General features: G+C 62.7%; 17 protein-coding genes and 1 other RNA gene. All 18 read left to right on the top strand.

Features of this window, described 5'->3' with window-relative positions; translation table 11 throughout:
• Positions 1-41: 41 nt before the first annotated feature.
• The 18 genes from rnpB to lpxC all read left to right on the top strand — a co-directional run bounded on the left by rnpB (position 42) and on the right by lpxC (position 21398).
• Positions 42-438: RNase P RNA component class A (gene rnpB / locus ASD31_RS03315), an RNA gene on the top strand.
• A gap of 420 nt (positions 439-858) precedes the next feature.
• Positions 859-1299: a division/cell wall cluster transcriptional repressor MraZ gene (gene mraZ, locus ASD31_RS02375; protein WP_056328726.1), complete on the top strand. Its 441-nt coding sequence runs from the start codon at positions 859-861 to the stop codon at positions 1297-1299.
• Between the two features lie 14 nt (positions 1300-1313).
• Positions 1314-2339, top strand: coding sequence for a 16S rRNA (cytosine(1402)-N(4))-methyltransferase RsmH (gene rsmH, locus ASD31_RS02370; protein WP_056328724.1), 1026 nt, complete (start codon positions 1314-1316; stop codon positions 2337-2339).
• 3 nt (positions 2340-2342) lie between these two features.
• Positions 2343-2741 carry a hypothetical protein gene (locus ASD31_RS02365; protein WP_056328720.1) on the top strand — a complete coding sequence of 133 codons (399 nt, stop codon included), beginning with the start codon at positions 2343-2345 and terminating at the stop codon, positions 2739-2741.
• Positions 2741-4483: a peptidoglycan D,D-transpeptidase FtsI family protein gene (locus ASD31_RS02360; protein ID WP_056328717.1), complete on the top strand. Its 1743-nt coding sequence runs from the start codon at positions 2741-2743 to the stop codon at positions 4481-4483. Before ASD31_RS02365 ends, ASD31_RS02360 begins: the two co-directional genes overlap by 1 nt.
• A 64-nt stretch (positions 4484-4547) precedes the next feature.
• Positions 4548-6008, top strand: a complete 1461-nt coding sequence (locus ASD31_RS02355; RefSeq protein WP_056328713.1) for a UDP-N-acetylmuramoyl-L-alanyl-D-glutamate--2,6-diaminopimelate ligase — start codon at positions 4548-4550, stop codon at positions 6006-6008.
• A gap of 1 nt (position 6009) precedes the next feature.
• Complete coding sequence (locus tag ASD31_RS02350; RefSeq protein ID WP_056328711.1) at positions 6010-7437, top strand: UDP-N-acetylmuramoylalanyl-D-glutamyl-2,6-diaminopimelate--D-alanyl-D-alanine ligase; 1428 nt, start codon at positions 6010-6012, stop codon at positions 7435-7437.
• Between the two features lie 107 nt (positions 7438-7544).
• A complete protein-coding gene (gene mraY / locus ASD31_RS02345) occupies positions 7545-8645 on the top strand; it encodes a phospho-N-acetylmuramoyl-pentapeptide-transferase (RefSeq protein WP_056328708.1) in 1101 nt (366 codons plus the stop codon).
• A gap of 4 nt (positions 8646-8649) precedes the next feature.
• Positions 8650-10041, top strand: a complete 1392-nt coding sequence (gene murD, locus ASD31_RS02340) for a UDP-N-acetylmuramoyl-L-alanine--D-glutamate ligase (protein WP_056328705.1) — start codon at positions 8650-8652, stop codon at positions 10039-10041.
• A gap of 73 nt (positions 10042-10114) precedes the next feature.
• Positions 10115-11269, top strand: a complete 1155-nt coding sequence (gene ftsW, locus ASD31_RS02335) for a putative lipid II flippase FtsW (protein WP_056329337.1) — start codon at positions 10115-10117, stop codon at positions 11267-11269.
• A 9-nt stretch (positions 11270-11278) separates the two neighbouring features.
• A complete protein-coding gene (gene murG / locus ASD31_RS02330) occupies positions 11279-12403 on the top strand; it encodes an undecaprenyldiphospho-muramoylpentapeptide beta-N-acetylglucosaminyltransferase (RefSeq protein ID WP_056328703.1) in 1125 nt (374 codons plus the stop codon).
• Positions 12400-13815 carry a UDP-N-acetylmuramate--L-alanine ligase gene (murC, locus tag ASD31_RS02325; protein ID WP_056328700.1) on the top strand — a complete coding sequence of 472 codons (1416 nt, stop codon included), beginning with the start codon at positions 12400-12402 and terminating at the stop codon, positions 13813-13815. Before murG ends, murC begins: the two co-directional genes overlap by 4 nt.
• Positions 13812-14786 carry a UDP-N-acetylmuramate dehydrogenase gene (gene murB / locus ASD31_RS02320; protein WP_056328697.1) on the top strand — a complete coding sequence of 325 codons (975 nt, stop codon included), beginning with the start codon at positions 13812-13814 and terminating at the stop codon, positions 14784-14786. Before murC ends, murB begins: the two co-directional genes overlap by 4 nt.
• A gap of 268 nt (positions 14787-15054) precedes the next feature.
• Positions 15055-15981, top strand: a complete 927-nt coding sequence (locus ASD31_RS02315) for a D-alanine--D-alanine ligase (RefSeq protein WP_056328694.1) — start codon at positions 15055-15057, stop codon at positions 15979-15981.
• Positions 15969-16901 carry a cell division protein FtsQ/DivIB gene (locus ASD31_RS02310; protein ID WP_056328692.1) on the top strand — a complete coding sequence of 311 codons (933 nt, stop codon included), beginning with the start codon at positions 15969-15971 and terminating at the stop codon, positions 16899-16901. The genes ASD31_RS02315 and ASD31_RS02310 overlap by 13 nt, the downstream gene beginning before the upstream one ends.
• Entirely contained in the window at positions 16898-18229 is a 1332-nt protein-coding gene (gene ftsA / locus ASD31_RS02305; RefSeq protein ID WP_056328689.1) for a cell division protein FtsA, read from the top strand. The genes ASD31_RS02310 and ftsA overlap by 4 nt, the downstream gene beginning before the upstream one ends.
• A gap of 91 nt (positions 18230-18320) precedes the next feature.
• Complete coding sequence (ftsZ, locus tag ASD31_RS02300) at positions 18321-20114, top strand: cell division protein FtsZ (protein WP_056328687.1); 1794 nt, start codon at positions 18321-18323, stop codon at positions 20112-20114.
• Positions 20115-20465: 351 nt separating this feature from the next.
• On the top strand, positions 20466-21398 hold the full coding sequence (gene lpxC / locus ASD31_RS02295) for a UDP-3-O-acyl-N-acetylglucosamine deacetylase (RefSeq protein ID WP_056329335.1): 933 nt from the start codon (positions 20466-20468) through the stop codon (positions 21396-21398).
• Positions 21399-21441: the final 43 nt, after the last annotated feature.

Raw genomic sequence — 21441 nt, 5'->3', positions numbered from 1 at the left:
TTCCTGTGGCAATCGGCCGGTTGGTCGGTTATCACCGCCTGCCAGTTGGCCGGGCAGCCGCGCTCCGCTAGGGCCGAAAGGCTGCGGGGGGAGGAAAGTCCGGGCTCCACGGAAAGACGGTGCCGGATAACGTCCGGCGGGGGCGACCCCAGGGAAAGTGCCACAGAGAGAATACCGCCTGCCTCGGCAGGTAAGGGTGAAAGGGTGGGGTAAGAGCCCACCGCGCGCATGGCAACATGGGTGGCAAGGCAAACCCCACCGGGAGCAAGACCGAATAGGGATGACGCGGACCGCGCAAGCGATCCGGCCTTTTCCGGGCCAGTCATCCGGGTGGGTTGCAGGAGGCAGCGCGCAAGCGCTGTCCCAGATGAATGGCTGCCACGTTCCGGCTTTCGGGCCGGAGCCATACAGAACCCGGCTTACAGGCCAACTGGCAATTTCCCTCTTTTTCCAGCGTCCCGAAGCGGATTCGCGAAATCGCGTATCCGCTTGAATGCCCGTTTCATTTAGGGTTATCTAAAATAAAATCCGCTATTTTTGTGAAGTAGGATTCACTCATGAATCCAGTGTCTTGGGTAGGCAATCGTAACTTTTCGTTAAACTTAACAGACTATCAATATCTGCTCACGACGCAGGCTGAACAGAGCAAATCCCATTGACGCCCATATGGTCCCATGCTATCCCAATCATGCACCGCACAAGGGCTGATTAAAGCTCATTCTCCGCAAGCTTCGGAAGTGCCCCGCAAGGGGTTTTCGAGCGGGCATACTGCCTGCCGGGGGATTGCTGTGCGATTTTTCGAGGGTTCGCGCGGGCTTCCAAGGCCCGCATGTGGCCCGGGAACGGCAGTATGGCGTCATGAACCGCTTCCTATCGCATGCGACAAACAGGATCGATTCCAAGGGGCGGGTTTCCGTTCCTTCGGCGTTTCGTTCTGTCCTGTCGGCGCTCGATATCCGGGAGCTCTACTGCTTTCAGGATTTCGTCTTTCCGGCGATCAGTGCCGGCGGTCCGGAGCTGTTGGATCGGTTCGAAAAGCAAATCGGCGGCGAGGATCCGTTTTCGCCGCAGGCCAATCAGATGTCGCTCCTGGTTCATGGGGGCGGGGTCTTCATGAAGCTCGATCAGGAGGGCCGGTTGATGGTGACGGATTTCATCCGCGACTTCACCGGCATCACCACGGAGGTGACCTTCGTGGGGCGAGCGGATCATTTTCAGTTGTGGGCGCCGCAGGTGTTTATCGAGTGTCAGGCGGCGGCACGGGAGGAGCGCAGGTTGCGAGGTCTGCGTTCGGGCTAGGGTGGAGAGACGGAATGATGGCGGATCAAGGCGGAGGTTTTTCTGATGCCGATGGCGGACCGGTTCGCCACATTCCGGTTCTTCTCCCCGAAGTCCTCGCAAGTCTCGATCTTCAGCCCGGTAAAATCATCCTCGACGGCACATTCGGTGCTGGCGGCTATACGGCGGCGATCCTGGCGGCCGGCGCGGACGTGATCGCGCTCGACCGTGATCCGGCGGCCATTCGCGCGGGCCAGCCCATGGTGGCGGAAAATGCCGGTCGTCTCACGCTTGTTCATTCCCGATTTTCCGATCTCGCCAGTCATGCGCCCGATGGTGGCCTCGATGGCGTCGTGCTCGATATCGGTGTTTCCTCGATGCAGATCGACGAGGCCGATCGCGGCTTTTCCTTCCAGCGAAAGGGGCCGCTCGACATGCGCATGTCGTCGGATGGGGTTTCGGCCGCGGATGTCGTCAATCGGGCGAAGGTGAGCGATCTCACCCGCATCTTCGGGTTTCTCGGCGAGGAGCCGCAGTCGGGCCGTATCGCCCGCGCCATCGAAAAGCGGCGCCTCGAGGATCCCTTCGTCACCACCCGCGATCTCGCCGGCCTGATCGAGATCGTCACGCCGCGCAAGGCCAAGGACAAGATCCATCCGGCGACCCGGGTTTTCCAGGCGCTGCGCATTTTCGTCAATGACGAACTTGGCGAACTGGCGCGTGCACTGTTTGCGGCCGAGCGCGCCTTGAAGCCCGGTGGGCGGCTGACTGTCGTCACCTTCCATTCGCTCGAGGACCGCATCGTCAAGAAATTCTTCCAGGATCGCGCCGGAAAGGCGTCTGGGTCGCGGCATTTGCCGCTGGTCCATGAGCGGGCGGCAACCTTCGCACCAGTTGGCAAGTCTATGGTGGCGGCCAGTGAAGAAGAAGCGTCCCGCAATCCGCGCGCCCGATCCGCCAAGATGCGGGTCGGTGCGCGCACCGACTCCCCGCCGGAGGCAGATGATCTGTCCATCTTCGATTTGCCGAACCTTGCTAGCCTTGGAAAGATTGGGGGCTGAGACATGTTGCGTAGTTTTGACATCGTCCTGATCGTCGTGATGACGGCGGCTGCCACCGTCACCTACACGATCAAGCACAAGGCGGAAAACAAGCTGGAAGAGGTGCGCAGGCTCGAAGCGGAAATCAAGCTGGAGGAAGATACGATCGACCTCCTGCGTGCCGACTGGGCGCTGCTGTCCCAGCCCAACCGGCTGGAGAAGCTCGTGACCATCTATCAGCAGGATCTGCAACTTGCGCCGACCGCTTCGACGCAGCTTGCCCGGCCCGAAGAGCTGCCGATGCTGCGGGCCGAGCTGCCCCCGCCGGATGATGTTCTGGAGGCAATGGGAATGGCCAAGGGCAAGTCGAAGAAGCGGGCCACCAAAGTCGATGGCATGGCAACGGGATCGGTGGCGCGCTGATGTCCTTTCTCTCCCGCATCATGGTCGTCAAGAGCAAGGCTCATTTCTCCGCCGGCGGCAATAATCACCCCGGCGATCTCGGCATGCCCTTCGAGGGGACGCGCAAGCGCAGCAGCAATCAGGCGAAAAGCCGGGTCGCCATCGTCATCGCCGGCTTCGCGGTCGTCTATTGCATCGTCGGCGGTCGCCTCGTTCAATATGGCCTGGCCCAGCCCGATACGGTTTCAAGCATCGGTCGCGCCGATAATCTGATGGCGTCACGCCCGGACATTCTCGACCGCAATGGAGAAATCCTGGCAACGGACATTCGCACCGTCTCGCTCTATGCGGAACCGCACAAGATCGTCGATGCCGACGAGGCCGTCGAGCATCTTGCGACAGTGCTGCCCAATCTCGACATTGCTGACATCTATAACAAGCTCAAATCGCCGTCGCGGTTCCAATGGCTTCGCCGCCAGTTGACGCCGAAGCAGCAGAGCGAAATCCTGGCGCTCGGCATCCCCGGCATCGGCTTTCGTCCGGAAAAGCGCCGCTTCTATCCCGGCGGCGCGACCGCGTCGCATGTCGTGGGCCATGTCAATGTCGACAATCGCGGCATCGCCGGCATGGAACGCTATATCGACAACCAGGGGCTTGCCGATCTGGCCGCCATCGGCATGACCAGCAATGCCAAGCTGGAGCCCGTAAAACTGTCGATCGATCTGCGTGTCCAGAACATCGTCCGGGATGTCATTGCCAACGGCATGACGGAATTCAAGGCGATCGCCGCCGGCGCGGTGGTGCTGGATGTCAGGACGGGCGAAGTTCTCGCCATGGCCTCGGTCCCCGACTATGACCCGAACAATCCGGCCGGCGGCGCCAAGGACGGCTGGCTGAACCGTATGTCGAACGGCACGTTCGAGATGGGCTCGACCTTCAAGTCGTTTACGACGGCGATGGCGCTCGATTCCGGCAAGGTGACGCTGAAGGACAGTTTCGACGCGCGTTTCCCCATCCGCATTGGCGGCTTCACCATCAAGGATTTCCACGGCAAGCGGCGGGTGCTGACCGTTCCGGAAATCTTCCAGTATTCTTCCAATATCGGCACGGCCAAGATGGCCGACATCGTCGGCATTCCCGGTCACAAGGAATTTCTCACTCGCCTTGGCCTCCTGACCCGGATGCAGACGGAACTGCCCGAGGTGAAGACCCCGAGCCAGCCGCGCGAATGGAAGAAGATCAATTCGATCACGATTTCATTCGGCCACGGTGTCTCGACCACCCCGCTGCAGACAGCCGTCGCTGGCGCGGCGCTGATGAACGGCGGTAAGCTGATCGAGCCGACTTTCCTGCCGCGCACCGTTGAAGAGGCGGAAGCGGCTTCCACGACGGTGATCAAAAAGAGCACCAGCGACGACATGCGCTACCTGTTCCGCTGGAACGGCACCCACGGTTCGGGCAGAAACGCGCTGGTTGCCGGCTTCAACGTTGGCGGCAAGACCGGCACCGCCGACAAGGTGGTCAACGGCCGTTATTCCAACGATCTGAACTTCAACGCTTTCCTCGCGGGCTTTCCGATCGACAACCCGCAATATATCGTCCTGGCCTTCATCGACGAGCCGAAAACCGGTGAAAGGGGTATCCGCACCGCTGCCGGCAACGCCGCGCCGCTGGTCCGTGACATCATCAGCCGGTCCGCCTCGCTGCTGGGCGTCGAGCCCAAATTCGGCGAGGACGGTTCTGCCTTGCTTGTGTCTTATTGACCATGGAATGACAATCAGGAGGATTCGCCGCCCGGCGCATCGGTTCGTTTTGAAAAGTGCATCCATGAAGATCAAAGACCTTATCGGGACGGATTTTCCCGAAATTGCCGCGCAACTGGGTCCGGCAACCGGCGAAACCGAAATTACCGCCATCACCGCCGATAGCCGGCGGGTCGTTCCGGGCGCGCTGTTCGTAGCCCTTTCCGGCAGCAAGGCCGATGGCAAGGCTTTCATCGAAGACGCCATTTCCCGGGGCGCCACTGTTGTGGTCGCGGATGGCGGATCGCCTGGCAATGGCTCTGTCCCGGTTCTCGCTGCGACCACGCCGCGCCGGGTCCTGGCCATCGCGGCGGCGAATTTCCATGCGCACCAGCCGAAGACCATGGTGGCCGTCACCGGCACGGCCGGCAAGACCTCCGTCGCTTCATTTACCCGCCAGATCTGGGCCCATTGCGGCCATCCGGCGGCGATGATCGGCACCACCGGCGTTATCGCGCCCGGCCGCAACGATTATGGATCGCTGACCACGCCCGATCCCGTTTCGCTGCATCAGCTTCTCGCCGAACTTGCCGATGCCGGCGTCACCCATGCGGCGATGGAGGCTTCCAGCCACGGGCTCGATCAGCACCGTCTCGACGGTGTGCGGCTTTCGGCGGCCGGCTTCACCAATCTCGGCCGCGATCATATGGACTATCACCCGACCGTCGAGGACTACATGGCCGCCAAGATGCGGTTGTTCGACGGCGTGCTGCCGAAGGGCTCGCCGGCGGTGATCTTCTCGGACGATTCCTGGTCGGCACAGGCCATCGCAGCGGCCAAGGCGGCAGGGCATGAGGTGCTCACGGTCGGACGCAAGGGAGAGTATCTCTCCCTCAAGCGCGTCGAGCATTTCCGCCACAAGCAGATCGCCGAAATCCATGTCGGCGACGAGATCTTCGAAGTGCATGTGCCGCTGGCCGGCGATTTCCAGATTTCCAATGCGCTGGTGGCGGCCGGGCTCGCCATGTCCACCGGCATCAGTGCCAAGCAGGCGATGGCGGCACTCGACAAGCTCCAGGGCGCGTCCGGGCGCCTCGAACTGGTCGGGCAGACGAAGGACGGCGCGCTTGCCTATGTCGATTATGCCCATAAGCCGGATGCGCTGGAAAATGTCCTGTCCTCGGTGCGTCCCTTCACCACCGGTCGCATCGTCGTGGTTTTCGGCTGCGGCGGCGACCGCGACAAGGGCAAGCGGCCGCTCATGGGCGAGATCGCCACGCGACTGGCGGATGTGGTGATCGTTACCGACGACAACCCCCGTTCCGAAGTGCCGCAGGTCATTCGCGGCGAGATTATGGACGCGGCCCCGGGCGCGACGGAGATCGGCGATCGGGCCGAGGCGATCAGGGCGGCGGTTGCCATGCTGAAGGCCGGCGACACGCTGATCGTGGCCGGCAAGGGGCATGAGGAGGGGCAGACCGTCGGGTCCGTGACCCTGCCGTTCTCCGATCATGCCGAGCTGAAGAAAGCCTTGGGAGGTCAATGATTTGAGCTTTCTGTGGACCACCAGCGATCTGATGGCGGCAATGAACGGCCGGCCGATGGGCAAACTGCCTGAGGGCATCACCGGCATTTCGATCGACAGCCGTTCGATCGACACGGGCGAGGCCTTCTTCGCTATCAAGGGCGACCGGGTGGATGGCCATGACTATGCCGGGATAGCGGTTGCCAACGGCGCCAGCCTTCTGGTCGTCAGCGAGGCGAAACTGCCGGCGCTCGGCCGGGTGACCGCACCGATGATCGTCGTCGACGACGTGCTGGATGCCATGGTGCGGCTCGGTTGCGCGGCGCGCGATCGAAGTGCCGCCAAGATCATTGCCGTCACCGGCTCGGTCGGCAAGACCACCACCAAGGAAATGCTGCGCCACATTCTTGCGCCGTCCGGGCGGGTGCATGCCTCGGTCGCTTCCTTCAACAATCACTGGGGCGTGCCGCTGACCCTGTCGCGCATGCCGGAAAATACCGATTTCGGCATTTTCGAAATCGGCATGAATCATGCCGATGAAATCCGGCCGCTGGTCAAGATGGTTCGTCCGCATGTCGCGATCATCACCACGATCGCCGCCGCCCATCTCGGCAATTTCAAGAATCTCGACGAGATTTCCGCTGCCAAGGCGGAAATCATGGAAGGTCTGGTCGAGGACGGCCATGTGATCCTCAACCGCGACAACGATCAGTTCGAGACGCTGGAAAAAGCCGCCACGGCGCTCGGCATCGCGCATGTCCACAGCTTCGGTGCGAGCGCCAAGGCCGATGTCCGCATGGTGGAGTTTTCCGGTGGTTCGAGCGATGCCGTTCTCTGGGCGGCGGTCGAGGGCCAGACCCTGGAAATCCAGATCGGCGCGCCCGGCCGGCATATCGCTGAAAATGCCCTTGCCGCCCTTGCCGCCGCTCGCCTGGTCGGCGCCGATATGCAGGCGGCGGTTACAGCCCTCGCCAGTTTGCAGCCGGAAAAAGGACGCGGCGCACGCCACCGCCTGTCCATCGGCGCGGGTTCCTTCGTGCTGATCGACGAGAGCTACAATGCCAACCCGGCCTCGATGCTGGCCGCCATCGCTCTCCTCAGCGACACGCAGCTTGCGGATGACGGTCGCCGGATCGCCATTCTCGGCGACATGCTGGAAATGGGCGAATTTTCCGACAGCGTCCATGCCGATCTCGCGCAGCCGCTGATTGACGCGGGCATTCGCGACGTCTGGCTGGCCGGACCGCAGATGGCGCATCTGCGCGATGCCCTGCCGGACGATATTCGCGTGGAATATCGTGAAAATGTCGATGAATTGAAGGATTTTGCGGTTTCTTCCGTCACCGCAGGGGATGTGGTGATGGTCAAATCGTCCAAGGGAACGGGTTGCGGCAGGATCGTCTCGGCCCTGCTCGACGCCCATCCCGTGCTCGCCGATGGGAAACGCTGAATAAGGGCAGTGCGCCCGGCCGACACTATTGATACGACGCGATACTTCTTCCAGTCGGTGATTCTGACCGATGGATTCCGAAACGCACCTTTGGGGAAAGGTCCCTTATGCTCATCTGGCTTGTCGAACTGGCGGACCATTTTCAGTTTTTCAACCTGTTCCGGTACATCACCTTCCGGACCGGCGCCTCGCTGTTCACCTCGGCGCTGATCGTCTTCCTGTTCGGGCCGCGGATGATCTCGTCGCTCAGGGTACGGCAGGGCCGTGGCCAGCCGATCCGCGCCGACGGGCCGCAGACCCATTTCAAGAAGGCGGGAACGCCGACCATGGGCGGCCTGATGATCCTCGCCGGCATTGTCGGCAGTTCGCTGCTCTGGGCCGATCTCTCCAGCGTTTATGTGGTCTCCACGCTGCTGGTGACCCTCGGCTTCGGTGCCATCGGCTTCTATGACGACTATCTCAAGGTAACCAAGCAGTCGGACAAGGGCTTTTCCGGCAAGGCGCGGCTTGGCCTCGAATTCCTGATCGCGGCTATCGCCGTCTTCTTCATGATGCGTGCGGCCTTGCTTGCTGGGGCTGCGGGATCGACCTTCGGGTCGTCGCTGACCTTCCCGTTCCTCAAGGATTTCACTCTCAATCTCGGCTATTTCTTCATCCTGTTCGGCGGCTTCGTCATCGTCGGGGCCGGCAATGCGGTCAATCTGACGGACGGGCTGGATGGCCTAGCCATCGTGCCGGTGATGATCGCGGCGGCCTCCTTCGGCGTCATCGCCTATCTGGCCGGCAACGCGGTGTTTGCCAATTACCTGCAGATCCATTTCGTGCCCGGCACCGGCGAACTCGCCGTCATTCTAGGCGCCGTCATCGGCGCCGGTCTCGGTTTTCTCTGGTTCAACGCGCCGCCGGCGGCGATCTTCATGGGCGATACCGGCTCGCTGGCACTCGGCGGGCTGATCGGTACGGTGGCCGTCGCCACCAAGCACGAGATCGTCATGATCATCATCGGTGGGTTGTTCGTCATCGAAACGCTGTCGGTGATCATCCAGGTGTTCTGGTTCAAGCGCACCGGCCGGCGCGTCTTTCTGATGGCGCCGATCCATCATCATTTCGAAAAGAAGGGCTGGACGGAAAGCCAGGTGGTGATCCGGTTCTGGATCATCGCGGTCATTCTCGCCATGATCGGCCTTTCGACGCTGAAGCTCAGGTAACACCATGATCCCGGCCACGACATTCAGGGACAGGCAGGTCGCGCTCTTCGGTCTTGGCGGATCGGGGCTGGCGACGGCGCAGGCGCTGGTTGCCGGCGGCGCGTCGGTAACGGCCTGGGACGACAATCCCGACAGCGTCGCCAAGGCGGCCGCGCTCGGGATCGGCACCGGCGATCTGCGCCAGGCGGACTGGTCGGGTTTCTCCGCCTTCGTACTGTCGCCCGGCGTTCCGCTCACCCATCCGAAGCCGCACTGGACCGTCGACCTTGCCAAGGCCGCCGGCGTCGAGATCATCGGCGATGTCGAGCTTTTCGTGCGCGAGCGCCGGGCCCATGCGCCCGGTTGCCCGTTCATCGCCATTACCGGCACCAATGGCAAATCGACGACGACGGCACTGATTGCCCATATCCTGAAATCGAGCGGCCGCGATACGCAGCTCGGCGGCAATATCGGCACCGCGATCATGACGCTCGATCCGCCGGCGGCCGACCGGTTCCATGTCGTCGAGTGCTCTTCCTACCAGATCGATCTGGCGCCGACGCTCGATCCGTCCGTCGGCATCCTGCTCAACCTGACGCCGGATCATCTCGACCGGCACGGCGACATGCAGCATTATGCCGGCATCAAGGAACGTTTGGTGGCGGCAAGCGACACGGCGATCATCGGCGTCGATGATCCCTATTGCGAGGCAATTGCCGATCGCGCCGCGCTCGCAGGCCGGCCGGTGGTGCGCATCGCCCGTCATCGCCCGCTCGGCGAGGGGCTCTATGCCGATGGCAGCCGCGTCATTCGTGCCGAAGGCGGGATCGCGACGGTGCTTGCCGATCTCGACGGCATCGCGACACTGCGCGGCAGCCACAATGTCCAGAACGCGGCGGCGGCGATGGCGGCCTGTCTTTCCGTCGGCGTTCCTGAAAGCGAGATACTGACGGGGCTTTCCTCCTTTCCCGGCCTCCGGCACCGCATGCAGCCGGTCGCCCGCAAGGATCGGGTGATCTTCGTCAACGACAGCAAGGCGACCAATGCCGAGGCCGCAGCGCCCGCATTGGCGAGCTATGAGCGGATCTACTGGATTGCCGGCGGATTGCCCAAGGAAGGCGGCATCGCCGCGCTTGCGCCCTTCTTCCCGAGGATCGCCAAGGCCTATCTCATCGGCGAGGCGGCTCCGGTCTTCGCGGCGACATTGGGCGAGGCGGTTGCCTTCGAGATTTCAGGCACGCTGGAACAGGCCGTCGGCCATGCCAGCGCCGATGCGGCCAGGGATGAAGCAGGCGAGGCCGCTGTCCTGTTATCCCCGGCTTGCGCAAGCTTCGACCAGTACAAGAATTTCGAAGTCCGCGGAGATGCCTTCGTCGCCCATGTCCGGGCGATCGACGGCGTGACGATGCTGATATGAGACCGGGCCGGGCTTGAATGCCCGGCTGGATGAGAAGTCTGGCGCAGTCTGCGCCTTGAAGGGGAACGAAGAAATGGTAAGCCGTGCCGAACGTGGCCCTGTGGCCGACTGGTTCTGGACGATCGACAGGTTCTTCCTGGCGACCTTCATCCTTCTGATGGGGATCGGCTTCATGCTGTCCTTTGCGGCAAGCCCCGCCGTCGCCGAGCGCATCGGCCTCGACAGTTTCCACTTCGTCAAGCGTCACGCGGCCTTTCTCTTGCCGTCGCTTGCCGTGATGATCGGCATTTCCTTCCTGACGCCGCGGCAGGTGCGCCGCGCGGCGATGATCCTGCTCCTGGCATCGCTTGCCATGATGGTTCTGGCGCTGTTCTTCGGCGCCGAGGTCAAGGGATCGCGGCGCTGGATCTCGCTGATGGGCCTGTCCGTCCAGCCGTCGGAATTCCTGAAGCCCGCCTTTGTGGTCGTCTGCGCCTGGCTGTTTTCCGAACATGCGCGCCAACCGGAAATTCCCGGCAATCTCTTCGCCATCCTGCTCTACGGCATCGTCGCGGCCCTTCTCGTTGCCCAGCCGGACCTTGGCCAGACCATCCTGACGACCGCTGTCTGGGGCGGCATGTTCTTCATGGCGGGGATGCCCTGGCTGTGGATCGTCGTGCTCGGCGGTCTTGCCGTCGGCGGCTTCGGCGTTGCCTATACGATGCTGCCCCACGTTACCGGCCGTATCGACCGGTTCCTGACCGGGGAGGGCGACACGTTCCAGGTCGATACGGCGCGGGAAGCCATTATTCGCGGCGACTGGCTGGGGCAGGGTCCGGGCGAGGGCATCGTCAAGCGGATCATTCCCGACAGCCACACCGATTTCATCTTCTCGGTCGCTGCGGAAGAGTTCGGCATCATCTTCTGCATGGTCATCGTCCTGATCTTTGCCGTCCTGGTCATGCGCGGGCTCAACCATGCTTTCCGCGAGCGCAATGATTTCAACCGTTTTGCCGTTGCCGGCCTAGTGTTGCAGATCGGCATCCAGTCGATGATCAATATCGGCGTCAATCTCGAACTGCTGCCCGCCAAGGGTATGACCCTGCCGCTGATTTCCTATGGCGGCTCTTCCATGGTAGCGATCTGCGTGACGGCCGGGTTCATCCTGGCGCTGACCCGCCATCGCCCGGAAAAGCGTGCCGTCGAGCGCAGCCTGTTCCGGTCCGGCGTGGGCGTTGCGGCGGAATAAGGATCGATCATGACCAAGGGCATCATCATGCTTGCCGCCGGCGGTACCGGCGGCCATCTGTTTCCAGCCGAGGCGCTGGCGCATGAACTGAAGGCATCCGGCTATTCGGTGCATCTGGTCACCGACAGCCGGGCGGAACGCTATGCCGGAAAATTCCCGGCCGACGAAATCCATGTCGTGCCATCCGCCACCATCGGCTCGAAGAACCCCGTGAAAATCGTGGGCGCATTGTGGACGCTGTGGTCCGGCATGCGCGCTGCGCGCCGCCTGATGGCGCGATTGCGGCCGAAGGTCGTGGTTGGTTTCGGCGGCTATCCCACCGTGCCGCCGCTGCTGGCGGCCAAGGGGTTGCGCATCCCCACGATGATCCACGAACAGAATGCGGTGATGGGCCGGGCCAACCGGATGCTGGCGAAGGATGTCAAGGCGATCGCTGGCGGTTTCCTGCCCGAGACGGCGGGCGCTTACGCCGCAAAGACCGTGGCCACCGGCAATCCCGTCCGCCCCGCCGTGCTCACGGCTGCCGAAATACCCTATCGCCCGTCGGGCGAAGGCGAGGAATTTCGTCTGGTCGTTTTCGGCGGCAGCCAGGGCGCGCAGTATTTTTCCAAGACCGTGCCGACGGCCATCAGCCTTCTCGATGACGACCTGAGAAGGCGCCTGAAGGTGACCCAGCAGGCGCGCGCCGAAGACATGGACATGGTGCAGGCCTGCGCGCGCAAGCTGGAGATGGATGCCGAGATCGCGCCGTTCTTCACCGACATGGCGGAGCGCATCGCCGCCGCCCATCTCGTACTTTGCCGTTCCGGCGCCTCGACCGTCTCGGAAATCTCGGTCATCGGCCGCCCGGCGATCCTCGTGCCCTATCCTTATGCGCTGGATCACGACCAGGCTGCCAATGCGGCGGCGCTCGCGGCAAGCGGCGGCGCCAAGGTCATCGCGCAGGCCGAACTTTCCGCCGAGAAGCTGGCGCGAATCCTGACCGACGCGATGCGCAATCCGGCAAAGCTCTCGGACATGGCGGCGCGGGCGAAACAGGCGGGCAAGCCGGATGCCGCGCGCTTGCTTGCAGCAATGGTTGAAGCTATTGCGGGCGGCGCGACGATTGCACAGTTCAAGGAAACACGCTCATGAAAATGCCGCAGACGATCGGCCTCGTTCATTTCATCGGTATCGGTGGTATCGGCATGAGCGGTATTGCCGAGGTGCTGCACAATCTTGGCCACAGGGTCCAGGGGTCCGATCAGGCCGACAGCGCCAATGTCCAGCGCCTGCGCGACAAGGGCATCGGGGTTTTCGTCGGACACCAGGCGGCCAATATCGGCGATGCCGAGGTCGTGGTCGTCTCGACCGCGATCAGGAAAGACAATCCGGAGCTTGTCGCCGCTCGGGAAAAACTCTTGCCGGTGGTGCGTCGCGCCGAAATGCTGGCCGAACTGATGCGATTCCGCAATGCGATCGCCATCGGCGGCACCCATGGCAAGACCACCACCACCTCGATGGTGGCGACGCTGCTGGAGGCCGGCGGGCTCGATCCGACGGTCATCAATGGTGGCATCATCAATGCCTATGGCACCAATGCCCGCATGGGCGAGGGCGAGTGGATGGTGGTGGAGGCCGACGAATCGGACGGCACCTTCCTGAAACTGCCGGCAGACGTCGCCGTTGTCACCAATATCGACCCCGAGCATCTCGACCACTACGGAAATTTCGATGCGGTGCGTGCCGCCTTTCGCCAGTTCGTCGAGAACGTGCCCTTCTACGGTTTCGGCGTCATGTGCCTCGATCATCCAGAAGTGCAGACCATGGTGTCGAAGATCGAGGACCGCAAGGTCGTTACCTATGGCGAAAACCCGCAGGCCGATGTGCGTTTCTCGAATATCCGCATGGACGGCGCGACTTCGGTCTTCGACGTCGAAATCCGCCGCCGCCGCACCGGCAAGGTGATCCTGATGCAGGATCTGCGCCTGCCAATGCCGGGCCGCCACAATGTTTCCAATGCCACGGCCGCCATTGCAGTTGCCCAGCGGCTGGGCATTTCCCCGGAAGATATCGCCAAGGGGCTGGCCTCCTTCGCCGGCGTCAAGCGTCGCTTCACCTTTACCGGCGAATGGAACAATGTTCGCGTTTATGACGATTACGGCCATCATCCGGTCGAGATCAAGGCTGTGCTGAAGGCAGCGCGCGAGGCCTGCCAGGGCCGGGTCATCGCCGTCCATCAGCCGCATCGTTTCTCGCGCCTGCACAGCCTGTTCGAGGATTTTTCCGCCTGCTTCAACGAGGCCGACACTGTTCTCCTGGCGCCAGTCTATTCGGCGGGCGAAGACCCGATCGAAGGCGTCAATTCACAGGAACTCGTCTCCCGCATCAAGGCCGGCGGGCACCGCGACGCGCGTTTCGTCGAGGGGCAGGAGGCAATAGCGCCGATCGTCGCCGCCATTGCGCAGCCCGGCGATTTTGTGGTTCTCTTGGGGGCTGGTAGCATTACCTATTGGGCGGCGGCGCTACCGCGCGAACTTGAGGGCATTTCGGGACATTCCGCATGAAACAGGTAAATGGTGAAAAACTTCTGGCCTCGCTCGGAGCGGGCGTCAACGAATTGCGCGGGCGCCTGACGCCGGACGCGCCGATGGACCGCGTGACCTGGTTCCGCGCCGGCGGCCTTGCCGAACTGATGTTCCAGCCGCATGACATCGATGATCTCGTCACCTTCCTGAAAATGCTGCCCGACGAAGTGCCGGTGATGGTGATGGGGGTCGGTTCGAACCTTCTGGTGCGCGACGGCGGCATCGAGGGTGTCGTCATCCGCCTGTCGGCCAAGGGCTTTGGCGATATCGAGCTTGTCTCGGAAAACCGCGTGAAGGCGGGCGCGATCTGCCCGGACAAGAACCTGGCGGCAATGACGCTCGATCACGGCATCGGCGGCTTCCATTTTTTCTATGGCATCCCCGGCAGTATCGGCGGTGCGCTTCGCATGAATGCTGGCGCCAATGGCGGCGAGACGCGCGAGCGGGTGGTCGAGGTTCATGCGGTGGACCGCAGGGGCAACCAGCATGTGCTCTCCAATGCCGATATGGGCTATGGCTATCGCCATTCCCAGGCGTCTAAGGACCTGATCTTCACCCATGCCGTCTTCGAAGGCTATCCGGAGGACCGGGCGAAAATCCGGACCGACATGGATGCCGTGCGCCAGCATCGCGAGACGGTCCAGCCCATTCGCGAAAAGACCGGCGGCTCGACCTTCAAGAATCCCGACGGCCATTCCGCCTGGAAACTGATCGACGAGGCGGGGTGCCGCGGCATGATGATCGGCAGCGCGCAGATGTCGCCGATGCACTGCAATTTCATGATCAACACCGGCCAGGCCAGCGGCTATGAACTGGAATATCTCGGCGAAACCGTGCGCCAGCGGGTTTTCGAAACATCGGGCATCTCGCTCGAATGGGAAATCAAGCGCATCGGCAATTTCATGCCGGGCTACGAGGTCAAGGGATTTCTAGGCGAGCTGACGGCCTAGACACCAGCGCAGTTTCAGACTGATCGAACCTCTTGAAGCCACTGTCTTTCAAGCCCTGCGGACCCTGCCGCAGGGCTTTTGCATTTTTGGCGGCGTCGATGGACGGCTGAAAATTCTGGTGTTCCGCCTGGTCGAGTTAACCAAAGTAAACGGTTCATTAACCATAATGACGCTCTAGTGGGCCCGTGTCGGATGAGCGCGACTCGATGCGTCAACAAGCTCGGCGCAAGCAGGAATTCGTAAGGCTGGCGTGATGTCGGGGGTTTTGATGAGTGGTAAGCATGTTGCTGTCCTGATGGGCGGATTTTCCTCGGAGCGGCCGGTAAGCCTGTCCTCCGGGGCGGCGTGCGCCGACGCCCTGGAGGCGGAAGGCTATCGGGTTACGCGTATCGACGTCGAGCGCAACATCGCCTCGGTGCTTGCGGACCTGCGCCCGGATGTGGCCTTCAACGCATTGCACGGCCCGTTCGGCGAGGATGGCACCATTCAGGGCGTTCTCGAATATCTGGAAATTCCCTATACGCATTCCGGCGTTCTCGCCTCGGCGCTGGCCATGGACAAGGCGCAGGCCAAGCATGTTGCCCGCGCGGCCGGCATCCCTGTCGCCGAAGAACGGGTCATGGACCGGCGCGATTTCGGCTCCGATCATCCAATGAAGCCGCCCTATGTCGTCAAGCCGGTGCGCGAAGGCTCGAGCTTCGGCGTGGTCATCGTCAAGGAGGATCAGTCGCATCCGCCGCAGGTCATCAATTCCGGCGAATGGCGCTACGGCGACCGCGTCATGGTCGAGCGCTATGTCTATGGGCGCGAATTCACCTGCGGTGTGATGGGTGATACGGCGCTCGGGGTGATCGAAGTGATTCCCCAGGGCCACACCTTCTACGATTATGACTCGAAGTATGTGAAAGGTGGTTCAAAACACGTTCTTCCTGCGAATGTTTTACCGAATATTTACCAAAAAATACAAACACTCTCGGTCAAGGCGCATCAGGCGATTGGATGCCGCGGCGTAAGCCGCTCCGACTTCCGCTTCGACGATCGTTTCTCAGAAGATGGAGAGCTCATCTGGCTTGAGGTCAACACCCAGCCGGGAATGACTCCAACCTCTCTGGTGCCCGAAATGGCGGTTCATGCCGGCCATACATTTGGTGAATTCCTCAAGTGGATCGTGGAGGACGCGTCGTGTTTGCGTTGAGAGGCAGGAAGGCGGGAAGGCTACGCGCACCCCTGGAGGCAGCTGATCTCGATGGTCAGTTCGTGCTGCCGCGGCCGCTGCGCCGCGTCGCTCGTTTGCTCGTCAGTCTGGGCACCGGTCGCATTCATTTCGTGCCGCATACCGGCACCGCTTCTGCCCTCGCATTCCTTGCTGCAACCGGCTTCTATGGAATGGCTATCGGCGGGCACAGCCAGAGTTTTGCGCAGGCCACCACCACGGCCGCCGGCTTCGCGATCGAGGACGTCAAGGTTTCGGGCAACGAGCAGACCTCGGAAATCGACATCCTGCAGCAGTTGGGCCTCGATGGCACGACTTCGCTGGTTGCGCTCGATATCGACATTGCCCGCAAGCTGATCAGCGAAATGCCCTGGGTCGAGGACGTTGCGGTGCGCAAGGTCTATCCTGGTACGATCGAGGTGACGCTCAAGGAGCGCAAGGCCTTCGGCATCTGGCAGCATGGTTCCGACCTGTCCCTGATCGAGGAAAGCGGCAGCGTCATCGCGCCGCTGCGCGACAACAAGTTTTCCGAATTGCCGCTGTTCGTCGGCCGGGACGCCGAAACCGCGGCTGCCGATTTCTACGAGCGGTTTTCGCAGTGGCCGGAGATCAGCCGGCATGTGAAGGCCTATGTGCGTGTCGCCGGTCGCCGCTGGGACCTGACGCTCGATAACGGCATCACCATCAAGCTGCCGGAACATGATCTGGAGCGCGCCATGCAGGTGCTCTCGACCATGGAAGAGGGCCAGCAATTGCTGGAGCGCGATATCGCCGCAGTCGATCTGCGGCTGGAGGATCGCACCACCATCCAGCTGACGCCCGAGGCCGCCGCCCGCCGCCAGGTCGTGCTGGAGGCCCGTACGAAACTTCTGAAAAAGCTGGAGCAGGAAAAGCGGATATGAGTATTTTCGGCTCCTCGCATTTCGGCTTGCCGCGCCTCAAGCCGCTTTCCTCCAAGCGGTCGCACATCGTTTCGGTTCTGGATATCGGTTCCACCAAGGTGGTCTGCATGATCGGTCGGCTGACGCCGCGCGCCGAAAGCCAGATCCTGCCGGGCCGCACCCATTCGGTCGAGATCATCGGCATCGGCCATCACAAGTCGCGTGGCATGAAGAACGGCGTGATCGCCGATCTCGACGCCGCCGAAAGTGTCGTGCGCCTCGCGGTCGATGCGGCCGAGCGCATGGCCGGACTGACCATCGACAGCCTGATCGTCAATATCTCCGCCGGCCGCCTGCAGAGCGACATCTACACCGCCTCGATCGATCTGGGCGGCCAGGAGGTCGATGCCGCCGATCTGAAGAAGGTGCTTGCCGCCGCCGGGCAGCAGTCGCTGCGTCAGGATCGGGTCATCCTTCATTCTCTGCCCACCGGCTTTTCGCTCGACGGCGAACGCGGCATTCGCGATCCGCTGGCGATGTTCGGCGACGCGCTCGGCGTCGACATGCATGTGCTGACGGCCGAACGCGCGGCGCTGAAGAATCTCGAGCTGTGCATCAACCGGGCCCATCTTTCGGTCGAAGGCATTGTCGCCACGCCCTATGCCAGTGGACTTGCTGCACTTGTCGACGATGAGGTCGAACTCGGCTGCGCCGCCATCGACATGGGCGGCGGCACCACGACGATCTCGGTCTTTGCCGAAGGCAAGCTGGTTCATGCGGACGCGATTTCGCTTGGCGGCCACCACGTCACTACCGATCTCGCCCGCGGTCTTTCGACCCGCATCGAGGATGCCGAACGCCTGAAGGTCGTTCACGGTTCGGCGCTGCCCAACAGCATTGACGAGCGCGACATCGTCGCTGTCGCGTCGATCGGCGAGGACGAACTCGACCAGCCGACCCATGTGCCGCGCGCACTGGTCTCGCGCATCGTCAGGGCGCGCATCGAGGAAACGCTCGAACTGATCCGTGACCGGATCCAGCGTTCAGGCTTTTCGCCGATCGTCGGCAAGCGCGTCGTGCTGACCGGTGGCGCCGCGCAACTGACGGGGCTCCCGGAAGCCGCGCGTCGTATCCTGGCGCGCAATGTGCGCATCGGCCGACCGCTCGGCGTCTCCGGCCTCCCGGCTGCGGCGAAGGGCCCTGCCTTTTCGACGGCCGTCGGCCTGATGATCTATCCGCAGGTTGCGGACATGGAAACACATGCGACACAGGGCGGACTGCTCACGTCGCTTGCGGGAAACAACAGCCGCATCGCCCGCATGGGACAGTGGCTGAAGGAAAGCTTCTAAGCCCTTGGCTTCGGCCTGAAGGGACATGAGTACGGGTTTAGTGATTCGGCCGGCTCGGCAAGGCGGCCAGAACCAGGAAGGAACGGGTAAAATGACGATCAACTTGCAAAAGCCGGATATCACCGAGCTTAAGCCCCGCATCACCGTCTTCGGTGTCGGCGGGGGTGGCGGCAATGCCGTCAACAACATGATTACCGCAGGCCTCGAAGGCGTCGATTTCGTCGTCGCCAACACCGACGCCCAGGCGCTAACCATGACCAAGGCCCAGCGCATCATCCAGATGGGCGTCGCGGTCACCGAAGGCCTCGGCGCCGGTTCGCAGCCGGAAGTCGGCCGCGCGGCCGCCGAAGAGTGCATCGACGAGATCATCGATCACCTGAACGGCACCCATATGTGCTTCGTCACCGCCGGCATGGGCGGCGGCACCGGTACGGGTGCGGCTCCGGTCGTTGCCCAGGCAGCCCGCAACAAGGGCATCCTGACGGTCGGCGTCGTCACCAAGCCGTTCCATTTCGAGGGCCAGCGCCGCATGCGGCTCGCCGACCAGGGCATCACCGAACTGCAGAAGTCGGTGGATACGCTGATCGTCATCCCGAACCAGAACCTCTTCCGCATCGCCAATGACAAGACCACCTTTGCCGACGCCTTCGCGATGGCCGACCAGGTGCTCTATTCGGGCGTTGCCTGCATCACCGACCTGATGGTCAAGGAAGGCCTGATCAATCTCGACTTCGCGGACGTTCGCTCCGTGATGCGCGAAATGGGCCGCGCCATGATGGGCACCGGCGAGGCATCCGGCGAAGGCCGCGCAATGGCCGCAGCCGAGGCCGCGATCGCCAATCCGCTGCTCGACGAAACCTCGATGAAGGGCGCGCAGGGCCTGTTGATCTCGATCACCGGTGGTCGCGACCTCACCCTGTTCGAAGTCGATGAAGCCGCCACCCGTATCCGCGAGGAAGTCGATCCGGACGCCAACATCATCCTCGGCGCCACGTTCGACGAAGAACTCGAAGGCCTGATCCGCGTGTCGGTGGTGGCGACCGGGATCGACCGCACGGCAGCAGAGGTGGCCGGTCGCAGCGCCGACTTTCGCCCTGTAGCCGCAAAGCCGATCATCCGTCCGTCGATCGCCATCCCGGCCGCCCCCGTGCAGCAGGTCCAGCAGCCGGTTGCAGCGCAGCCGCAGCCTGCCCCGGTGGCCCAGCAGCCTGCCGCACAGCCGGTCGCCCAGCAGCCCGCGCCGCAGACCACGGACGCCATTGCCGCTGCCATCCGCGAAGCCGAACTGGAACGCGAACTGTTCCTGTCCATGCCGCGCGGCGACGTTGCTGCTGCCGCTCCGGCGCCGCAGGTCCAGGACGAGTTCCGCCCGCAGAGTAAGCTTTTCGGCGCCGCTCCGATCGAGCAGCCGGTCGTCCAGGCGGCGGCTCCGGTCCAGCGCGTCGTCGAAATGCCGGCCTACCAGCCGCAGCCGGTCGCCCAGGCGCCGGTCCGCCAGGAGCCTGTCATGCCGGTGGTCCGCCAGCAGGCCGAGCAGGTCCGCATGCCGAAGGTGGAAGATTTTCCGCCGATGGTGAAGGCCGAGGCCGAGCATCGTTCGCAGCCGACCGCCCATGAGGAACGCGGCCCGATGGGGCTTCTGAAGCGGATCACCAATTCGCTCGGCCGCCGCGACGAGGAAGAGCAGAACGTGACGGCGGACATGACCGCCGGTGCGCCCGCAGCCGCCTCCCAGCAGCGCCGCCCGCTGTCGCCCGAGGCAAGCCTCTATGCGCCGCGCCGCACGACCGCTCTCGACGACCGCGCCCGCGCTGCCTCGCAGCCGCGTGCCCACGAAGACGACCAGCTCGAAATTCCGGCCTTCCTGCGCCGCCAGTCGAGCTGAGTTTCCACCCACCTTCCTCCTTGCCGAAATGCCCGGGTTCGCGCCCGGGCATTTTTTATAATATGTCATTTTTTTCAATGGCTTCCGTGCGTCGCCGCCGCGCGTAACAAAGCGAAAGAAACAGTGATTTGGAATGACGGGCCGCTAACCTTATCTTCAGGCTCGGGACTGATGGGGCAAGATTGCGATTCGTATCGCTGGTTTGCAGGTCGGACCGGTCGGTGGCGCGCGGCGCTTCTGTCCGGCTGTATCCTCTGCGGCTTATAGCGCGCAGCTCTGGTTCGTAAAAACATTTCGGCGACCCCGCAATCGGGTGACGCCAGGACATATTTGAAGGCGAATGGCATGGGACTGGGAATTGGAATGCTGGGATTTCAGACGACGATCGCAAGCTCGGTAACGCTGAGCGGCACGGGCGTCCATTCCGGCGCTGAGGTGGCGATCACCTTTCATCCGGGCGAGGCCGATAGCGGCATCATCTTCCAGCGTGTCGTCGACGAGCAGGTGATCAGCGAGTTCAAGGCTGTTTCCTCGCAGGTCGGTAATACCGATCTTTGCACCATTCTCGGTTTTTCGCCGGCCACCTCGATCGCCACGATCGAGCATGTGATGGCAGCAATCTATGCGCTCGGCCTCGACAATCTCTTGGTCGAGGTGCACGGCGCCGAAATGCCGATCATGGACGGAAGCTCGGCACCCTTCATCGAGGCCATCGAGCAGGCCGGCATCCGGCCGCTCGCCGTCAAGCGTCGCTATATCCGTATCCTGAAGCCGATGCGCATCGAATCGGGTGCGTCCTGGTCGGAATTCACGCCCTATGAGGGCATGCGCTTCGAGGTCGAGATCGATTTCGATTGCCCGCTGATCGGCCGTCAGGCCTGGAAAGGCGACATCACCCCGTCGGTGTTCAAGACCGAACTTTCGCGCGCCCGCACCTTTGGCTTCATGCGCGATGTCGAGCGCATGTGGGCGGCCGGTCGCGGGCTTGGCTCGTCTCTCGAGAATTCCGTTGTGATTGCCGACGACAATACCGTCATCAATGTCGAGGGTCTGCGCTACACGGACGAGTTCGTGCGCCACAAGACGCTGGACGCGGTGGGCGATCTGGCACTTGCCGGCGCGCCGTTCCTCGGCTGCTACCGGTCCTATCGTGGTGGCCACAAGATGAACGCCAACGCCCTGAAGGCGCTGATGAGCGATCCGTCCGCCTATGAACTGGTGGAAACGGCGATGCCGCGCCAGCGCGTCGCCACGCGGGAGGCGATCGCGGCCAGTGCGCCGTAACAGCCGCTTCGTCCCGGCCAAGGATGAATAAGGTTTTGATGAC

Origin of the sequence: Rhizobium sp. Root482, from assembly GCF_001426565.1 — a bacterium.
Lineage (GTDB): Bacteria > Pseudomonadota > Alphaproteobacteria > Rhizobiales > Rhizobiaceae > Pararhizobium.
This window is presented reverse-complemented; position numbering and strand designations above follow the sequence as displayed.

Coding starts and splice junctions, on each gene's coding strand:
- mraZ (WP_056328726.1), top strand. CDS start 859: ATGAACCGCTTCCTATCGCATGCGACAAACAGGATCGATTCCAAGGGG.
- rsmH (WP_056328724.1), top strand. CDS start 1,314: ATGATGGCGGATCAAGGCGGAGGTTTTTCTGATGCCGATGGCGGACCG.
- ASD31_RS02365 (WP_056328720.1), top strand. CDS start 2,343: ATGTTGCGTAGTTTTGACATCGTCCTGATCGTCGTGATGACGGCGGCT.
- ASD31_RS02360 (WP_056328717.1), top strand. CDS start 2,741: ATGTCCTTTCTCTCCCGCATCATGGTCGTCAAGAGCAAGGCTCATTTC.
- ASD31_RS02355 (WP_056328713.1), top strand. CDS start 4,548: ATGAAGATCAAAGACCTTATCGGGACGGATTTTCCCGAAATTGCCGCG.
- mraY (WP_056328708.1), top strand. CDS start 7,545: ATGCTCATCTGGCTTGTCGAACTGGCGGACCATTTTCAGTTTTTCAAC.
- murD (WP_056328705.1), top strand. CDS start 8,650: ATGATCCCGGCCACGACATTCAGGGACAGGCAGGTCGCGCTCTTCGGT.
- ftsW (WP_056329337.1), top strand. CDS start 10,115: ATGGTAAGCCGTGCCGAACGTGGCCCTGTGGCCGACTGGTTCTGGACG.
- murG (WP_056328703.1), top strand. CDS start 11,279: ATGACCAAGGGCATCATCATGCTTGCCGCCGGCGGTACCGGCGGCCAT.
- murC (WP_056328700.1), top strand. CDS start 12,400: ATGAAAATGCCGCAGACGATCGGCCTCGTTCATTTCATCGGTATCGGT.
- murB (WP_056328697.1), top strand. CDS start 13,812: ATGAAACAGGTAAATGGTGAAAAACTTCTGGCCTCGCTCGGAGCGGGC.
- ASD31_RS02315 (WP_056328694.1), top strand. CDS start 15,055: ATGAGTGGTAAGCATGTTGCTGTCCTGATGGGCGGATTTTCCTCGGAG.
- ftsA (WP_056328689.1), top strand. CDS start 16,898: ATGAGTATTTTCGGCTCCTCGCATTTCGGCTTGCCGCGCCTCAAGCCG.
- ftsZ (WP_056328687.1), top strand. CDS start 18,321: ATGACGATCAACTTGCAAAAGCCGGATATCACCGAGCTTAAGCCCCGC.